The organism is Synergistaceae bacterium, from assembly GCA_031272035.1.
GTDB lineage: Bacteria > Synergistota > Synergistia > Synergistales > Aminobacteriaceae > JAISSA01.
In genome coordinates, this window is sequence record JAISUO010000048.1 from 17527 (window position 1) to 35214 (window position 17688).

The 17688-nt window shown below is 57.1% G+C and carries 16 protein-coding genes; all 16 read right to left on the bottom strand.

The genetic code is table 11. The features are described from left to right. Positions 1–50: 50 nt before the first annotated feature. Positions 51–887: a hypothetical protein gene (locus LBR61_06055; protein MDR1731641.1), complete on the bottom strand. Its 837-nt coding sequence runs from the start codon at positions 885–887 to the stop codon at positions 51–53. A gap of 88 nt (positions 888–975) precedes the next feature. Continuing rightward, entirely contained in the window at positions 976–1293 is a 318-nt protein-coding gene (locus LBR61_06060) for a hypothetical protein (protein MDR1731642.1), read from the bottom strand. 101 nt (positions 1294–1394) lie between these two features. Then, a complete protein-coding gene (locus tag LBR61_06065; GenBank protein MDR1731643.1) occupies positions 1395–2114 on the bottom strand; it encodes an ABC transporter ATP-binding protein in 720 nt (239 codons plus the stop codon). Next, complete coding sequence (locus LBR61_06070) at positions 2111–2980, bottom strand: ABC transporter ATP-binding protein (GenBank protein MDR1731644.1); 870 nt, start codon at positions 2978–2980, stop codon at positions 2111–2113. Before LBR61_06070 ends, LBR61_06065 begins: the two co-directional genes overlap by 4 nt. Continuing rightward, on the bottom strand, positions 2980–3834 hold the full coding sequence (locus tag LBR61_06075) for a branched-chain amino acid ABC transporter permease (protein ID MDR1731645.1): 855 nt from the start codon (positions 3832–3834) through the stop codon (positions 2980–2982). Before LBR61_06075 ends, LBR61_06070 begins: the two co-directional genes overlap by 1 nt. 9 nt (positions 3835–3843) lie before the next feature. Further along, the gene (locus LBR61_06080; protein ID MDR1731646.1) at positions 3844–4716 is read right to left on the bottom strand and encodes a branched-chain amino acid ABC transporter permease; all 873 of its coding nucleotides are present in this window, start codon (positions 4714–4716) and stop codon (positions 3844–3846) included. A 37-nt stretch (positions 4717–4753) separates the two neighbouring features. Further along, on the bottom strand, positions 4754–5917 hold the full coding sequence (locus LBR61_06085) for an ABC transporter substrate-binding protein (GenBank protein ID MDR1731647.1): 1164 nt from the start codon (positions 5915–5917) through the stop codon (positions 4754–4756). 109 nt (positions 5918–6026) lie between these two features. Further along, on the bottom strand, positions 6027–7340 hold the full coding sequence (gene lysA / locus LBR61_06090) for a diaminopimelate decarboxylase (protein MDR1731648.1): 1314 nt from the start codon (positions 7338–7340) through the stop codon (positions 6027–6029). A gap of 87 nt (positions 7341–7427) precedes the next feature. After that, entirely contained in the window at positions 7428–8666 is a 1239-nt protein-coding gene (locus tag LBR61_06095; protein MDR1731649.1) for a hypothetical protein, read from the bottom strand. Between the two features lie 41 nt (positions 8667–8707). Then, on the bottom strand, positions 8708–9277 hold the full coding sequence (locus LBR61_06100; GenBank protein MDR1731650.1) for a nucleoside deaminase: 570 nt from the start codon (positions 9275–9277) through the stop codon (positions 8708–8710). A 379-nt stretch (positions 9278–9656) separates the two neighbouring features. Then, entirely contained in the window at positions 9657–10730 is a 1074-nt protein-coding gene (locus LBR61_06105; protein ID MDR1731651.1) for an ankyrin repeat domain-containing protein, read from the bottom strand. A 61-nt stretch (positions 10731–10791) separates the two neighbouring features. Further along, on the bottom strand, positions 10792–12252 hold the full coding sequence (locus LBR61_06110; protein ID MDR1731652.1) for an ankyrin repeat domain-containing protein: 1461 nt from the start codon (positions 12250–12252) through the stop codon (positions 10792–10794). 358 nt (positions 12253–12610) lie between these two features. Then, a complete protein-coding gene (locus LBR61_06115; GenBank protein MDR1731653.1) occupies positions 12611–13258 on the bottom strand; it encodes a deoxynucleoside kinase in 648 nt (215 codons plus the stop codon). A gap of 25 nt (positions 13259–13283) precedes the next feature. Beyond that, on the bottom strand, positions 13284–15125 hold the full coding sequence (locus LBR61_06120; GenBank protein MDR1731654.1) for a diguanylate cyclase: 1842 nt from the start codon (positions 15123–15125) through the stop codon (positions 13284–13286). Between the two features lie 107 nt (positions 15126–15232). Next, positions 15233–15748: a DUF5698 domain-containing protein gene (locus LBR61_06125; protein MDR1731655.1), complete on the bottom strand. Its 516-nt coding sequence runs from the start codon at positions 15746–15748 to the stop codon at positions 15233–15235. Positions 15749–15972: 224 nt separating this feature from the next. After that, a complete protein-coding gene (locus LBR61_06130; protein ID MDR1731656.1) occupies positions 15973–17478 on the bottom strand; it encodes an ABC transporter substrate-binding protein in 1506 nt (501 codons plus the stop codon). Between the last annotated feature and the right edge of the window lie 210 nt (positions 17479–17688).

A 17688-nucleotide genomic window follows, 5' to 3' on the forward strand; every position in this document is an offset into this window, starting at 1 on the left:
ATTAAACCTGAGAAAATTATACTTCTCAAAAAGGTGAGTCGAAGGGACGATCACACGGACTTTTTGCGGGCGAAGAACAGCGGGGCCGCCAGCAAAAGGGCTCCCAGCCCGAAGGCGCTGCAGGTACCGCCCCTGTCGTCCTCGTGCTCGGCGTTGGCGTCGTCCAAGGGGTTGACCCGCAGAGTGACGGACTGAGTGGAGATGGTGCCCTCTTCCTCTTCGTTCTGGTAACTCACCACGTCCTCAATCGTCGTTCCGTCCGCCGTGGTCCCGGCCAGCGCGATCGTGTAGGAGAAAAACGTGTAGGCCGGGTTGTAAAGATCGCCTTCCGTCCCTCCGGTGTTGATCGCGGAAAGGGTCAACGTGGCGATTGTCGTCGGGTATCTGGTCTGAGTGGGCGTCAGGCCCAGCAGATTGGAGTGGGACGCGCTTGCCCTGGCGATTGACGGGTCGTCCACAACCACGGTGGGAGTCATCGTATAGCCCGTAGCACTGACAGGGAAGATAAAGTAGTCCAGGTCGTCGATCTGGTGATCTCCGTTGAAGTCATCCGTATCCACGTAGAGAGTCGTCGTCGAACCTCCCGTGATCGAAATCTGCGAGGTGATCTTATTGTGGTTCCCGTCCCGGATGCTCATGCTTTTGGGAATATACAGGTAATACAGATCGACAGTGGCAGTCGTCACAAAGCGAATGGGGAAAACGCTGGAATAAGCGAACGTGGTCGGGCTTGTCACATCACCCTGACCATACTCCAGCTGAAAAGTCATCGTAGTGTTGATCACATCAGTCGCCGTGACCGCAATCGTCCCTATTCTTTCCGAAAGGGTGGAAGTGAGGCCCATACTGGAGCCCTGAGCAATAAAACTGGAAGACAGTCCTGCCACAGAGCCGGTATCTGCAAGACTTACGTAGATACGTGCATCATCGCTTACAGTCCATTGATGAAGGTCACTGATATCAAGAATGCCATCGTCATTGCTGTCTCCCGCGTACACATTCAGCAGCAGCGTCTGATGCGGGGCGATGTAAACGGTGCCTCCCGGCTGAATTTCCGCGCCCGTATCCTGCCGAAATATCCTCATCTGACGCAGTGTATAACAGACCGACGCATGAGCTTCCTGAACACCAGCCAATACAAATACCGCTGCCAGCAACAACAAAACCGCTGTCGATTTCCTCACAGTAAATCCCTCCAGCTTCAAGTTTCGCTTTAAATTTTTCAACAATAAATAATAAATTTCCCGGATCTTTTTTCTTATAAAGAACATCCTCAAAAAATACTTTCGCCATTATATCATTCAAAATATATGTAAAAAAGGCTTATTTGAGAAAAACAGAATTTTTTTATTACTGATGAAGCACATGAAACAGGCGGGTCGAAAGCTCGACCCTTATTCTTCTTCTCCCAAATAGGCCTTTCGAATCAGGGGATCTTCGATAAGCTCCCCGCAGGGACCGTTTTTCACCATTTCCCCCGTCTGGAGCACGTAGCCCCGATCACCGATTTCAAGGGCCCTCAGAGCGTTTTGCTCCACCAGCAATATCGTGACGCCTTCGTCGCGAATACGCAGAATGGTCTCAAAAAGAGCGTCCGTCACGATGGGGGCCAGTCCCAGCGTCGGCTCGTCCAGAAGCAGCACGGAGGGGCGGCTCATCAGCGCCCGAGAAACGGCCAGCATCTGCTGTTCTCCGCCGGAAAGGGTTCCGGCCCTTTGAGACAGGCGCTCTCTCAGCACGGGATAAAGCTCGAAACACCGCTCCATGTCCCTTGCGATTTGGTCGGGGTCTTTGCGCCGCACCGCCCCCATGACGAGGTTTTCCCGGACGGTCAAAGGGGCGAAGAGCCGCCGCCGCTCGGGAACCAGAGAAACCCCCAGCCCCACGATTTCGTGAGGTCGGGAAGGCAGAGGCCGGCCATCCAGCAGGATCTCGCCCTTCGTCGCCGGCTGCACTCCGGCGATTGTCCACATGAGAGTGGATTTTCCCGCTCCGTTGGCCCCAACCACGCACACGATCTCCCCTCTGTCCAGCCGGAGATCCACACCGTGGAGCGCGTGAATGCCGCCGTAGTGAACATGCAGGTTTCGCACCTCCAGACAGGCGTCGTTCACGATAATTTCTCCTTTTCCGTTCGTGTTTCCTCTCGTATTTCCGCCCGCCGGGATCGGGGCCGGGCCTCGCGAGTCCGCCCCAGATAGGCGGCCACGACCCGCTCGTCGGACCGGACGGTTCGAGGGGTTCCCTCGGCCAGAAGCATCCCCCGATCCAGAACGACGATGTGAGAGCAGAGCTCCATCACCATGTCGATATGATGCTCGATCAGGAGCACCGTCAGGCCGAAACGACCCTTCAGGTCCCCGATCGCCCGGGCCAGTTCCCGGGTCTCCGCTTCGTTCATGCCGGCCGCGGGTTCGTCCAGAAGAAGCAGACGATCCGGGGAGCCGGCGGAAAATAACTCCTCAGCCCCAAAACAGGCCAGAGCCCGGGCAATTTCCAGCCGTCTCTGACGACCGTAGGGCAGGGTCGCCGCGATTCTGTCCGCCACGTCCAGCGTTCCCGTCTCGGCCATGATTTCGAGGGCGGCTTTTTTCGCCTCTCTTTCCCCGGCGGAGACGGCTGGCGTGCGGAAGAGAGACTGGATCGGCCCGCAGGTTCCCCGGGCCAGAAGAGGAACCATGACGTTCTGCAGGCAGGTCATGCGCCCAAAGAGCCGAATATTCTGAAATGTCCGCGCCACTCCGATCCGAACGATCTCGTCGGGACGCCGGCCCGTCAGCTCCGCTCCGTTCAGGCGAACCGACCCGCCCGAGGGATTGCAGACCCCCGTAATCAGGTTGAATACCGTGGTTTTCCCCGCTCCGTTGGGACCGATCAGGCCGGTGATTCCATCCCGGGCCGCGTCGAAGGAGAGATCGTCCACCGCCCGGATGCCCCCGAAGGTCCGGGAAAGATTTCGCACCTCCAGAAGGGCCGGCATCACCCGTTCCTCCTTCGAAAGAACCGGAAGATCGTCAGGTCGGAGAGCTCCCGGTAGCCCAAAAGCCCCTGGGGCCGGTAAACCATGACCACAACCAGAAGCAGCCCGTAGGCCGGAAGACGCCACATATTCAGGGTCCGCAGCATCTCCGGCAGCGACGAGAAGACGAAGGCCACGATGAGGGGCCCCGAAACGCTTCCGATACCTCCGGCGATCACCGAGGCCAGAAGCTGGGTGGACTGAGTCAGAGTGAACATGACGGGCTGAATGAACGCCAGACGATGGGCCAGAAGAGCCCCCGAAAGGCCGCAGAGCAGGGCGCTCACAAAGAGGGAGAGCAGGCGGTTTTTGAAGAGGTCGATTCCGGCCATCTCCGCCGCGACGGGATCCTCCCGAATGGCGATGAAGGCCATGCCGAAACGCGATTTCAGAAAATTGCGGGTCACGAAAACGCTACCCGCCAGAGCGCACAGAATCCACACGGGACTGCTGAGGGCGTCCAGAGAAAGTCCCCGGGCGCCGTTGGTGATGGAGAGATTTTCCAGACACACCCGCAGGGCCTCTCCAAACCCCAGAATCGCGATGGCGAAGTAGTCGCTCCGCAGCTTCGCCCGCAGCGTCGGAATACCGATAATGAGGCTCGACCCACCGGCGGCGGCCATCCCCGCCAGAAGAGCGGGAAAAAAGGGAACGTTCCAGTGATACGTCAGCACCCCCGATGTGTAGGCTCCAATGCCCACAAAAGCCGCGTGACCCAGGGAAAACAGGCCGGTAAACCCCGTAAAAATCGTCACTCCCAGAACCGCGATCATATTGATGCAGGCCAGGAGCACCACGTTCAATTCATAATTCATGGGGGTCCCTCACACCTTTTCCTCGGAGTCCTGCCCCATCAGGCCGTTGGGAAGCCAGATCAGGAGGGTGATCAGCATGGTGAAGCTGAACACGTCCCTCAGAACGCTGGAAACGTAGGTGGAGACCAAAGTCTCCAGCACGCCCAGGATCAAACCTCCCAAAAGAGCCCCGGGCAAACTGCCCAGCCCTCCGATGACCGCGGCGATGTAGGCCTTGTTCGTGACCCAGCCCATCGTGGGATAGACCAGGTATTTGACCCCGAGAAACACCCCCGCCACCCCCGCGAACCCTCCGGCCAGGAAAAACACGATGGCGATCAGGCGGTCCGTGTTGACCCCCATCAGAGAGCACATCGTCATGTCGCTGACCCCCGCGCGAATGGAGATCCCCGTTTTCGTACGGGTGATAAAAAGGTGCAGGGCCAAAATCGAGCCGATGGACACCGCGAAGGCAAAAAGATCCAGCAGCGAGAGCACGCTTCCCCCCACGCTGACCACCTGCCGCCGGAAAAACTCCGGAAAGGCGTAAAAACGCGAACCGATTGTGGCGTAAACCATGTTCTCCAGAAACACGGAACACCCCATGGCGCTGATCATCAGGTAGAGCGACGGGGCCCTGCGGCGGCGCAGAGCGGCATAGGCGACCCGTTCGTTGAAAATCGACAGAATTCCGGCCCCCACCACACTGCCCGCCACCACCAGTCCCAGCCCCAGATGGAGCTTCGTCGCCAGAGCGAGCCCGATATACGCCCCCAGCATGATCACCGCGCCATGAGCGAAATTGCTGAAGGACAGCACGCTGAAAATCAGGGAGTATCCAACAGCCATCAGGGCGTAGATACCCCCTATGGAAAGACCGGTTACGAGGGTTTGCAGAAACACGACAGATCCAGATAGTTCATTATTTTTTCTATTCTCCCTATTCGCCCTGATATTTCTCGACGAAAACGAAGGCTTTCTTCGTCACATCGACCTTCTGGATGACGGCGGGCTTGTTCAGGGGATTGTGGTCGGCGGGGTCCACCGTAAGCGTGCCGCTGGTCACTTTGATGTTCTTCAGATTCGCCAGAGCCTCGGCCAGCTTGGGTCCCTCCACGGAACCGGCTGCTTTCGCGGCCTCGACGATCATGATCAGAGCGTCCTGAGCCATAATGGGGTTCGGCAGAACGGGATCCGCTCCGAACGCCGCGCGGTACTCCGCCACAAAATCGCGAATGTCCGGGTCGTCCAGGTCGGCCAGGTTCACGAAGTAGGCTCCGTCCACCGCCTCGCCCCCCAGGTCGATCAGGTCCGGGCTTCCCCAGTTGTCGGTCCCCAGGAAGGTCGCAGCTATCCCCAGATCCCGCGCCTGACGGGCGGCCATGGCCGCTTCCTTCTGGCTGGTGGGAATGAAAAGCACATCCGGCTTCAGATCTTTCATTTTGCCCAGCTGCGCTCGATAGTCCAGTTCCTCCGAGCGGAAGGCCTCCTTCGCCACAACCTTGCCGCCCCGGGCCGCGAAAGCCTCCTCAAAATATTTGGCAAGCCACTGCCCGTAATCCGAACCCACATCGTAGAGGATCGCCGCCGTCTTCGCGCTGAGTCTGTCCACGGCGAAACGGGCCGCCACCGTTCCCTGGAAGGGATCGATGAAGCAGGGACGGAACGCGTAGGGACGCACCTTTTCCGTTCTCTGGTCGACGGTCACGTAGGGATTGGTGGCCGTGGTGACGATCATCGGGATCTTCGCCCGCTCCAGAACCGGGGCGGTGGCGATGGAATTGCCGCTCTGAGCGGGGCCGATCACGGCGATGACCGAATCTCCGGCCAGCCGGTTGGCCACGTTCACCGACTCCACGGCGTCGGCTCGGTTGTCGTAGCGGATGATCACGATCTGACGACCCAAAATTCCGCCCTCGGCGTTGATTTTCTTCACCAGCATGTCCACCGCGTTGGCCTCGGACTGTCCCCACATCGAAGCCCCACCCGTCAGAGAAACGGTATGCCCGATCGAAATCGCCTGGGCTGCCGGGGCGGCGCCCGCAAACAACAACAGTCCTCCAATAACAAAAGCGCAACTCAGCAGAAAACTTATTCTCTTCACGATCAAATACACCCCTTCCATAAAGCAAATTTAAAAGCAAATTGGTATTAATCTTGTTATTTTAAAACCTTGCTGTTTTAAAACCACATGATTTTTAAATTCCACTATTTTAATACAAAAGCCTCTGAGGGATGCAGTCGCCGGCCAGCAGGTCCTCCCAGGTCTGCCGGGCCACGATGAGATCCGACATTCCGTCCCGCACGAGGACCACCGCCGGACGCAGCAGGCGGTTGTAGCCGCTGGCCATGGAGAAATTATAGGCTCCCGTGCTGAAAACCGCCAGAACGTCCCCCCGCTCCACTCTGGGCAGTTCCGCCGATTCGACCAGAATATCCCCCGTTTCGCAGCATCGACCCGCAACGACGACTTTTTCCTCGGGAGGCAGCCCGATTTTGTTCGCGAGTTTGCAGACATATTGCGCCCCGTACAGAGAGGGCCGCGGATTGTCGGCCATCCCTCCGTCCACTCCCACATAGGTCACGTCCTTCAGGCGTTTTATCGTCTCCACGGAGTAGAGGGTGATCCCCGCGTCGGAAATGATCCAGCGCCCCGGCTCAATGGTCACGGACGGGCAGGGCAGTTTTCGCGCGGCGCACTCCGCCTTCAGGGTCTCCATCATGGCATCGGTAAAATGGCGCAGGGGAAGGTGAGGCTCGTCCGGTGCCGCGGGGACGCCAAATCCGCCCCCAAAGTTCAGTTCCCGGGTCTCGAAGCCGAATTTTTCGCGCATTCTCCCCATGCAGGCGACGATACGCTTCACCGCCTCGATGTAAGTGGCGTTTTCGAAGATCTGCGAGCCGATGTGAAAATGAAATCCGGTAAGGTCGAAGGTCCGCGAGGCCATGGCGAACCGCACGGCTTCCGACAGCAGCCCGTCCTCGTCCGAATCGGTTTCCAGAGGCAGACCGAATTTGCTCCCCACCTGACCTGTGACCAGATAGGTGTGGGTGTGAGGCTCCACCCCCGGCGCCACGCGAAGGAGAACCCGCGGGCGTTCACTCACCTCCGGAGCGCGGTGGATTTCCTCCGCCAGACCATCCAGAAGCTGCAGCTCCATAATGCCGTCTGCGATGATATGCCCCACCCCCGAGGCGAAGGCGAGACGAAGCTCCTCCTCCGACTTCGCGTTGCCGTGAAGCTCGATGCGGGACGGGGAAAAACCGGCCCGAAGCGCGGTGTAAAGCTCTCCGCCGGAGACCACGTCGAGGCCCAGCCCTTCCTGGTTGATAATCCACGCCATGCAGGTCGTCAGGAAGGCCTTGCTGGCATAACAGGCGGCGCTTCCCGGCCAGCGCTCCAGAAAATCGGTCCGAACCTCCGCGCACCGGGCCCGCACAATTCCTTCATCCACAACATACAGCGGCGTCCCGTAAGTACGCGCGAGCTCAACGCAGTTCGCTCCACCCCACACAAGATGCCCCATCTGAAATCATCCCCCTGAAAATACAAATCTGATCAAATTATGATTCGGGGACCCCTTTAAACTTAACGGTTTCCCCTGAGACTTCTCTCATTCGATACTTTCGTTCATCATAAGCATATTGGACAGCTCCTCCGGAATGCGAAATTCTCCGAAGCTGTCCGACACGTTCACCCGCATGGCAAGAAGTCCCTGCATCGTCGCCAGCTCCTGCAACATGTGAGACCCCCGCCGGTCCATGGAGAGCATGGAATTTTCCACCCGGAAGGGCTGTTCCCCAAGGACGTCCATCCACACCAGAAGCCGCCGCAGGAGCTTGTCGAACAGAAGGAGCCATCGCAGAAGCTGGGGAGCGGGCAGCATCGACAGCGAAAAAAGCATGTAGACGAAAACCGCTTTCGACAGCACCTCCCTCGGATTGAGCTCACGGGGCACGGGTTTCGCGATGTAGCGTTCGAGAAACATGAAATCATCGGGGGTACGGCACTCCTCCATTTTGACCATGCAGGCCATCAGCCCAACCACCAGCGCCGGAATCACGGAGGGGGAGGCCTCCAGCCTCTGACGGATATACCGCCACACCGTCAAACCGCCCTTCAGCGGATAATTCAGCGCCCGGGAGGTGAAGGGCAGGTACTGTTCCCGCAGCATACTGTCGATGAGCTCTCTGTCGATGATGTTCGTATAGGGCACGCCCTCCGGAACCACCGGGACGAGGCAGAGGGGATACATGGGCTCGTAGGGGACGCTGGAGCGGCTCAGAACGCAGTCCCTGAAGTTCGCCAGCAGGGACTGAAAGGGAATTTTTTCCGTATTGTAAAGGTAAAAACGAGCCCCCGGAGTGCTGCCCTTCAGCAGTTTACAGGTAAAATCGGTCTGCCCCGAGGCGTTGACCGCCAGAGGGTTCGCCCCGTAATACAGAAGTTTTTTCATGATTTCCGGATCTCTGGTGCACATCATGGGCGTCGAAGCGCCATAGCCCTGACTGTTGTGGTCCGCTTCCGCCCCCATTTCCAAAAGGCGGGTCACGGACTTCGAATAGCCGCACCGGGCCATTTCCATCAAAAAGGTATCCCGATGCCCCTCGCCGAAAGAGGCTGAATTGCAGTTCCAGCCGTTTCGAATCAACTCCGTGATAACATCCAAAAAAATTTGATCTTTCAGGTTATGGACCTCGTGAGGGGCCCACTGGGTCACACCGAACAGCGGCAGCAGACGATTTTCCGGGATGTTCAGAAGCTCCGTCAGAAGATCCCGGGTTTCCATCAGCTCCCGCGCTCTCACTATTCTGACCCTAAACCTGTCAAGATTCGGAACCGCGTTTGCCACGGAACTCCCTCCAACTTCTACGCTGTGGCGTCAAATTTTGATTAAATTTTGATCGATTTATTCGCCTTTTCCTCAGCCGTTTTCGCGAAATGCGCGTAAATGGCCGCGAGTTTGTCGACTCTGGCCCGGGCCATGGCCGGATCAGGCAATTTATCTATCATAGCGCAAAGCGACTTCCACTCAAAATAACGGTTTTTCGCTCTCGGTTCATTGCAGCCGAAAATCTCGCGATTCATCATGAGGTCGTGAGGCATGTTGAAATCCTCGCGCGTACGTCCGTAATCGAAAAGATAGTAGATCTCCCTGAACCCGGACCAGGCCAAAGCCGACGCGCACATGCAGCAGGGCTGGTGGGTCGACAGAAAAACGCAGTCGTCGGGGTCGGGATGTCCCTGAAGCTCGAAGAACAGCTTCATCGTATAGATTTCGCCGTGCCAGAGAGGAGAGAAAGCCGCATGACTGGTTTCGGCCAACACGAGGGACAGGTCGGCCCTGCGGAGCACCGCGGCCCCGAACACGCGGGACCCCGTCTCCACAACCGCGGCCGTCAGTGGCGCAATGTCGTTCTCTACAACATCCAGCAATCTGTGAAATAATTTTTCGTCGGACATGTCGGCACACTCCCAAAATAAACTCCACCTGAGGCATTATACCTAAAAAGAGATAATTATCACTCTCTTTTTGTCAGGAAAAATTATAGTGGAGTTGCAAAAATCGACGGCTCCAGCATGAAAAAACGCCGGAGCCGTCGATCTGTGAGGTGGAAGTGTTTCACAAAGCGTCACAGGAAGATCTCTGCTCTCAAAGCTCTTGAACGAAAAACTTCTTCGTTCCCCTGTGATACTGATATATTAACAGTCGTTCACATTCGGGAACAGATAAAACTACTTTCATTAAGCTATTGAATTATACCGATTTACCTGCGGCAGAACTTTCCCACGCTTTTTTGGTTTATTTATACAGATTATTGCGGGAGATTATTGAAGCATGTTATCGCAAATTTGAGGACTTTGCTCCTTTTTGAACGAGAAGCTCCGCCGCAGCCTCATTTTTGAACTCCACCGCGTATCGCCAGGCCGTCCATCCGTCGCCGTCCCAGGCCTCCAGTTCCGCTCCCGCGTCCAAAAGGTCGGAAAGGACCTCCAGGCTTCCCCGCCGCGCCGCGGCCATGAGGGGAGTCAGATTATAAGCATCCCGCGCGTTGGGGTCGGCTCCCCCGGAGAGGAGAATTTTGACGATCTGCCGGGAGCCGGATTCGATACCCATGAACAGAGCCGTGACTCCGTCCACATTTGCCGCGTTCACGCTGGCTCCGGAACGGATCAGCAGCGACGTCAGCTCCGTATGGCCCCGATAGGCGGCGGAGATCAGGGGCGTATTTCCCTCTCCGTCGGGAATGTTGACGTCGGCGGAGGCCTCCAGCAGCGTCTCAGCGATACCGGCGTCTCCGCTCACGGCGGTCCACATGAGCGCGGTCCAGCCCTCCCCGTCCTCGGCGTTCACCTCGGCTCCCGCGCCGATCAGGGCGTTCACGATGTCCCGGGACTGCCTTCCCGAGGCCGCCATCAAAGGCGTTACGCCATTTCCGCTGCTGAGGTTCACGTCGGCACCGGCTTCGATCAGGAGCCGGGCGATGTCCTCCCGACCGTCGAATACGGCGGACAGAAGAGGCGTCAGAAAGGCGGAAGTTTGAGCGTCCACATCGGCGGAGGCGGCAAGCAGCATCTTCACGATGCCCGTATCCGCTTCCACCACGGACCACATCAGCGCGGTCCAGCCGTCATTGTCCACCGCGTCCACGTCCGCGGAGCTCCGGAGCAGAACTTCGACAATTTCCGGCCGGTTCAGGTTCACGGCAAGCATCAGGGGAGTAAAGCCGTTTTCGCCGGGCTCATTGACATCCGCCCATCCCGCCAGAGCCGCTTCCACCTCGGCAGGGGTTCCGTCGGCGCAAAGTTCAAAAAAGTTAGGCGCCTCCTCCGCCGCCCGAACCTGAAGGACCCCGCCCCGCCCGGTACAAAAAACGGACCACAAAAGGCACAGTAAAATACAGGCTTTTTTCACATCGATCCCCCCGCCTCGGCGACTGCATCGGCTTCAACAGAACAGAGACCGGAACAGAGACTCAAAAAAACGTCCGACCGGCAACCACCCGCCGCAGTTCCTCATTTCTGAAAAAACGGATGACCTGAGCGTACCGTCCCGAACGCCGCCATCTTCCGTTGAATTTCATGTACTCAAGGGCGGACTTTCCCGAAGCGTCCCTGGCGTCGATATCCGCCCCCGCCGCCAGAAGCCGTAAAATTCCAACGGGGTCAATGCCCTTCCGCACGGCCTGCATCAGCGGTGTGATCCCGCTGGCATCGGCGCAGTTGACCTCCGCTCCGGCCGTGAGAAGCTCCTCCAGAAGCCCCAGGCAGTCACTGGCGGAAACGGTCAGAGACAGGGGCGTCCACCCCTCCGGCGAGGCCGCGTTGACGTCCGCTCCGCCGTGAATCAGAAGGCTCGCCACCGCCGGATTGGGGTTGTCGCGAATGGCGTAAAGCAGCGGCGTCCATCCCGCCTGATCGCGGATATTCACATCGGCGCCTCTGTCCAGCAGCGTTTTCAGGATCTCGGAAGAAACGTTGTATTTCGCGGCCAGCAGAAGCGGCGTCACACCCGTAAAATTTCGCATATCGATGGACGCCCCTCTGTCGAGCAGGGCCCGAACGATATTCGCGTTGGCGTTGGAGGCCGCGGCGTACATCAGAGCCGTTTCGCCTCCCGTTCCGTTGCGGTCGTCAATCCCCGCCGCCCCTCCCATCGCCAGCAGGTCCACCACATCGTCGGTGCTCCTGGCGATGCGCGACAGAACCGCCAGAGGACGCAGACCCTTTTTGTTGGGCCGTCTGACGTCCGCCCCGTACTGGACAAGAGTTTCCACCACTTCCATGGGAAGCTCAAGGTTCAGGGCCAGCAGCAGCGGGGTGGTGCCTTCTCTGTTTTCGAAGTTGAAATCCGCCCCGGCGTCTCCCATCATTTTCACGATTTCGCACATTTCGGCGGTGGAGTAAGTGCCCGTCAGCGCGCTGAATACAGGAGTCGCGTCGAGGGCGCCCCGGGCGGCGTTCAGATTGGCTCCCGACCGGATCAGCATACGCGCGATGTCCAGATTTTTATTGCACACCAGAGCCCCCGTCAGTACGCAGTTTCCCCTGTTGTCCACGGCGTTGATGTCGGCGCCGGCTTCGATCAGAGCCTGGCTCACCTCCAAAACGGGATTGAGAGCGGCCGCCGTCATAATCGGCGTCGTTCCGTCCAAAGCCCTGGCGTTGACATCCTCTCCCGCCTCAATCAATATCCGGATCACCTCGGGGTCCGGATTGCTCATGGCGGCAAGAAACAGCGGAGTCCGTCCTTCCGTGTTCCTGCTGCCGAAATAATAGATCGTCCCAACCACCTGTCGTACTTCTTCCGCCGTCCCGGACTGAAATATCTCGCCCGGAATTCTGTGGGAAAGCAGGTGTATCACCCCAAAAACACCGCCGGCTATCGCCATCAGGATGAGACTTCCCGAAATAAAATTCCTTCTTACCCCCATCATTGGACCTGCAAGCCTCCGATATCGATACAAACATACTGCCCTGGACTTCCAGAAAACACCTGCGAAACGACCTTCTTCTAAATTAAAGTGCTGATTAAAAATACTGAAAAAGGTCAAAAAACAAAACAGTGAAACTCGTTAATTATTATTAAAAATTTTTATATTAAAATTCTGGTACACTTAATTTTCTAATATAAAAACTTCTTTAAGTAAACAACACTCCTTACGCTCTCCCGCGCCCCTCCCCTTATACATTCTGGTTACTATAAATTCTCCGCCGCGAACTTCAACAGTATTCCTGTCGAATTATCAATGATCGTTCATGGATCGTTCAGGATCGCTTATGAACGCCGTTTCGTCAGTTTTCCGGTCTTTCGGCGAAACGCTCCGGGAAAAACTCCCGGACTTCCTCCAGAAACCGCTCCACACGCTCGGGAGTATGAATAAAGTTGGGGTCGGAGAGATCCAGCACGAGGAAATTCGGGATATCCACCTCCGACTTCACGAAATCGATGAAGGGAGAGTAAGCGCCATACAGGGCCTTCCAGTACTCTTCCCCGGCGATGATTTCGTCCTCCCGCCCCCGGGCGTAAATGCGTCTCATGATTTCCTCGAAGGGACAGTGCACGAGAATCAGAAGACGCGGAGCTTTCGTGTGGCGAAGAAGAGAATCGTAGAGAGTGAGGTAGCAGCCATACTGGCTGTCTTTGAAATAACCCTGTTTATAGTAGAGCGTGGCGTACACCTTGTCGCCGAAAATACTCCGGTCCATGATATAGCGGTCTTCCTCGGAGGCGCAGAGGTACTGCGCGAACCGCGTCACCAGAAAGTTGAGCTGCATTGGAAACGCCCACCGCCGGTCATGGTGAAACCGGCTCAGCAGGTCGAGCTGGTCGCGAAATTCCTCCGGCATGACCTCGAACCCCAGCCGCTGCGACAAAAGATTGACGATTGTCGATTTTCCGCTGGCCGTCATGCCCTCGACAATAATTTGTATCTGCCCCATTCAGGAAAAACCTCCCTGTAAAATTTCACGCGGAAGAATCCGCGGTTTCCGCAAGAACCGGCTCCTGTGCCTGCTTCGAACGGTTTCCTCCACTTTTCTTGGCCTCGATCATGGCATCGTAGGCCAGGGCCACCAGGGTCGGGACGTCCATGCCCTTCCGAAGCTCCGCCACGCCCGCGCTCACCGTCAGGTGGGTTTCATCGCCCAGGGTCTGATGATCGATCATGTCGCGAACCTGCTCCGCAAACTGGATGCCCGCGCTCACCGGCAGGGGGATCAGAACCATGAACTCGTCCCCTCCCCAGCGCCCCAGAAAATCGGTGGAACGGACGCGGCTCCGGAATACGTTCACCAGCTCTTTGAGCACCCGATCGCAGGCGGCGTACCCGATGCGTTCGTTGAGCTCCCGAAAACCGTCTATATCGAACACGATCATCGACAGCGAGCCCCGGTAGCGCAGGGCGCGCTCGACCTCCGTTTCGAGGACCCGCTCCATGCCCGCCCTGTTCAGAGCTCCCGTGCAGCTGTCCGTGGTGGACATGCGCTTCAGTTGTTCCTCGGTGCGGTGCAATCGCGTGTTGTCGAGACAGTGAACCAGAGTGGCGCTTTTTTCTCCCCACTGGACGGAAACTCCCTCCAGGGTCAGCCAGAGGCTCTCGCCCTCCTGGGTGCAAAACTGACAGTCCATAGCCTCATTCCATCCATGACGGATCCTGTGGAGGATTTTTTCCCGCAACGCCTCGTCGGAAGCGCTGTTTCCCCCGCCAAGCTCCCAGAAGGCACGGCCGGCCGCCTTTTCTCCTCTCAGGCCCAAAACCCGAAAGAAGGGCTCGCTGGCTTCGAGGCAAATCCCGTTTTCGTCCAGAACAACGCACATCCCCGGCAGGGCGTTCAGCAGCTCGGTCTGCAGGGCAAGTTTCGAAAACCGGGGCTCTTCCACCTCGTCCTTCGCCTCCTCCGGCTCGGGTTCGGGGGGCGTTTCAGGGGAAGCCGCGAGGCTTTTCGGATGAGTGGTCAGATAAACCACAGCTCCGGCGATACTGCCCGTGGATGCCACAAGAGGAGCCACCGTCACATCCCACTGGTTGCTGCCGCTTTCCTCGCCCTTTTCCATGAGAGAGGTCATTCCCGTCTTTCCCTCGCAGGCTTCGAAAATCAGCTCGTGCAGCTCCATATCGAAGGCCGTATCCAGCGAGGCCGGATAAACGAGGCCGCAGACACATTCATGTCCCAGAAAACGACCCGCCACCTCCCGATAGCCTCGCGTAGCGTACAACAGAACTCCTTCCCGATCCACGGCAAAACACAGGAGTCCCGGGCAGCTGCTCAGGAGCGGAAGGGCCCAGGCGGGGCCATAATCGGAGGGAGGCGGAGTTTCCGCCTGACCTCGAACCAGTTCCGTCACATCGAAGGCAATGCACTGAACCGCCGGGCTTCCCTGCCACATCACTCCGGCAAACTCCATGTCCAGCCACCCCAGAGCTCCATCCGCGCGCACCACCGGCAGGGTGACGCGGGTGGACTTTCGAAGCGCGTCCTTCAGGACAAACTCCACTTCTCCCGTATAGCCGGGGCCGGAGAGGGACTGCAGGGTAACCTCCACGCCGAATTTGAGATGAAATCCCAGAAATTCTTCCGCCCGGTGGTTCATCATGCGCAGCACTCCCGAGGGAGAAAGAAGCATGTACAGAAAAACGGCGCTGTCCATAAGGGTGAGATAGCGCTGCTCCGTCTCATACAAAACCTTCTCCGTACGCCGCACCTTCATCAGTTCCCGTTCCAGCGCAACGACACGCATCACCAACGGGTCTTTTCCCGCTTCGGAATCAGCAAACTCTTCCTCTTCCAGCAGATCCCGTGCAGACATGGACATCCATTCCTTCCGTAAATGCCATATATTTTCATTATTTTACATTAAATTAGGGTCCACAGCCACGCCGTCGCCAGACTCAAAACCGCTTTCACGAAGAAACTTCAGGGTCTTTTGGGGAACCAGCCTCCGGTGCAGCGTTTGACGTCAGAGACCGTAACGAACCCCTGATCGCCGAAAATTTCCTGCACCGCGCGAACGTCATGACGGCGGCAAAAAATCCGGATCACCAGCTTCGGCCCGCTGAGCCCGTTTCCGTGAATCACCGTCGCCCCCAGTCCCATGGCCCGTACTGCGTCTATATCCACAAGAGCGTCCTCGTTGTCGTCCAGAATGGCTTCCACCAGAATAAATGTGTTGAGCAGACGCTCCTCCAGCCAGGAGCCCACCAGGTTTCCCGTGGCGAATCCTCCGCAATAAAATATCAGCTGCACGGCGGACAGCGTTTTGCCCCCTCCCAGAATGAACCCCAGAGCCAGCATGTAGATCATGACCTCAAAGAAACCGATGCACGCCGCAATGACGCGCTGCCCCTTGACAAGAAACAACAAACGAACCGTATTGCAGCTCACATCGACAATCCGGGCAAAAAAGATCGCGAAAAGCCCCAAAATACTCATTCTTTTTCTTCTCCTCTTATCATTCACCAGCTTCTGACAACTGAGCCTATTTTTTCTTATATTATCATACGGAATCGATATTGAAGTATGAAAAACACCAGTATTACAAAGAAAAAGAGCGGGCTCCGGAGGCCGCTCCGGAAAACCCGCTGAATTTTAAAATATGAGTATTAAAATTTAAAATATAAGAATCAATATTCAGTTCCGTCCGGCCAAAATCAGCGTCATTCCGTCTCCAGACGGACCTTCCGGAAGGAGTGGTTGTCGCCCGCCCCCGCGATGAAGCCTTTCACGTATTTTTGAGTTCCCACAAGGGCGTCGTCACTGTGCAGGTAGACCATCGGCGTCTGCTCGTTGATGTAGAGCTGCATGTCCCTGTAGATCGCCGCACGTTCTTCGCTGTCGGGCAGACTGCGTCCTTTGGCCAGAAATTCGTCCATTTTCGGATCGCTGCAGGAGAAATAGTTGGACCCGGCCCCCGTTTCCAGAAGCCCCACCACCGAAAAGTTGGGATCGGGAATGGAGGACACCCATCCCATGATAAACAGATCGTGGGCCTTTTCCCGAAGTCCCTTCAACAGCGCGCCCCACTCCAGAATTTTGATTTCGACGTCGATTCCCACCTCCTGAAGCTGGGCCTGAATGATCGTCGCCATGTCGATGCGTTCCTTGCGCTCGTTGGTCCAGACCTGAAGTTTGAGGCCCTTTACCCCCGCCTCGGCCAGCAGTTTTTTCGCCGTTTCCACGTCCTGCGCGTGAGGGGAAATTTCAGAGTCGATGGAATAACGGACCGGAAGGGGAATCAGAGACCTCGGAACCCGCCCGACCCCGCGCCAGACGACCTTATCGATGCCCTCCGTGTCCAGAGCCAGAGAAATGGCCCGACGCACCCGAACGTCATCCAGAGGCTTCTTCGCGAAGTTGAACCCCAGATAGTGGACGGAGGTCTGAGGCTGACGGATGAGGTCCAGCCGCTCATGCTCCTCCACCCGCCGCAGGTCGTTGGCAGCGAGGGGATAGGCGATGTCCACGCCGCCGGTCTCCAGTTCGATCATGCGGTTGGTGGGCTCAGGAATGGAGCGAACCTCCAGGGTTTTGAAATTTATCTTCGGCCCCCAGTAGTCGTCGAAGCGTTCCAGAACGTACCGGTCGCCCTTTTGCCAGCTCACAAATTTGAAAGGCCCCGTTCCCACGGGATTCATGCCGTAGTTTTCCCCCGCGGCCTCCACGGCCTTTCGATTGAGGATGGAAGTCCAGTTGTGGGTAAGCGAGGGAAAGAAGGAGTAATCGGCGGCTTTCAGACGGATAATCACGGTGTAATCGTCCAGAACTTCCACATCCGCGATATTTTTGGAGTAGGCCGCAACTCTGGCCCCCGCCGGCGTCGTCGCTCTCATGAGAGAAAAACGGACGTCGTCGGCCTTCATCTCCTCCCCATTATGAAAGCGAACGCCCTTCCGGAGGTGCATTTTGAACTCGGCCCCCGAGAGAAACTCCCAGGATTCAGCCAGCCCGGGCTTGAACTCCCCCGTTTCGGGATCGAGAAAAATCAGCGTATCGTAGACGGACAGACAGGCTCTGCCGCTGGGAACATCGTTATGCGCCACAGGATCCATGGTGGTGGCGTCGTACTGGTCGGCCACGATCAGCCGATCCTTCGCCTCCGCTTCACCGTACAGAGCGCAAGCCAGAATACAACATATCGCCAGGACAAAAACGTTCTTCTTCACTGTTGCACCTCTCCCTTCTCAGTCTCTCCTGAAAAACTCAATCTCTCCTGCATGCAAAAATTCAGGTTCTTCACTTCGAGTTCTTCAAACTCTCCCACCATCGCGCCAATATCCATATAATTATTTTTTATAACACGTCATTCTTCATTTTACAACAGCAGTTTCGGAAAGCAGCCGGTCCGAAAAAAGGCCTGGACAAGTCGAAAAAGG

What these genes read in the sequence shown, in the direction of transcription:
- LBR61_06060 (MDR1731642.1), bottom strand. Translation starts at nt 1,293, where the DNA reads ATGGCGAAAGTATTTTTTGAGGATGTTCTTTATAAGAAAAAAGATCCG.
- LBR61_06070 (MDR1731644.1), bottom strand. Translation starts at nt 2,980, where the DNA reads ATGCCGGCCCTTCTGGAGGTGCGAAATCTTTCCCGGACCTTCGGGGGC.
- LBR61_06075 (MDR1731645.1), bottom strand. Translation starts at nt 3,834, where the DNA reads ATGAATTATGAATTGAACGTGGTGCTCCTGGCCTGCATCAATATGATC.
- lysA (MDR1731648.1), bottom strand. Translation starts at nt 7,340, where the DNA reads ATGGGGCATCTTGTGTGGGGTGGAGCGAACTGCGTTGAGCTCGCGCGT.
- LBR61_06100 (MDR1731650.1), bottom strand. Translation starts at nt 9,277, where the DNA reads ATGTCCGACGAAAAATTATTTCACAGATTGCTGGATGTTGTAGAGAAC.
- LBR61_06110 (MDR1731652.1), bottom strand. Translation starts at nt 12,252, where the DNA reads ATGATGGGGGTAAGAAGGAATTTTATTTCGGGAAGTCTCATCCTGATG.
- LBR61_06115 (MDR1731653.1), bottom strand. Translation starts at nt 13,258, where the DNA reads ATGGGGCAGATACAAATTATTGTCGAGGGCATGACGGCCAGCGGAAAA.
- LBR61_06120 (MDR1731654.1), bottom strand. Translation starts at nt 15,125, where the DNA reads ATGTCTGCACGGGATCTGCTGGAAGAGGAAGAGTTTGCTGATTCCGAA.
- LBR61_06125 (MDR1731655.1), bottom strand. Translation starts at nt 15,748, where the DNA reads ATGAGTATTTTGGGGCTTTTCGCGATCTTTTTTGCCCGGATTGTCGAT.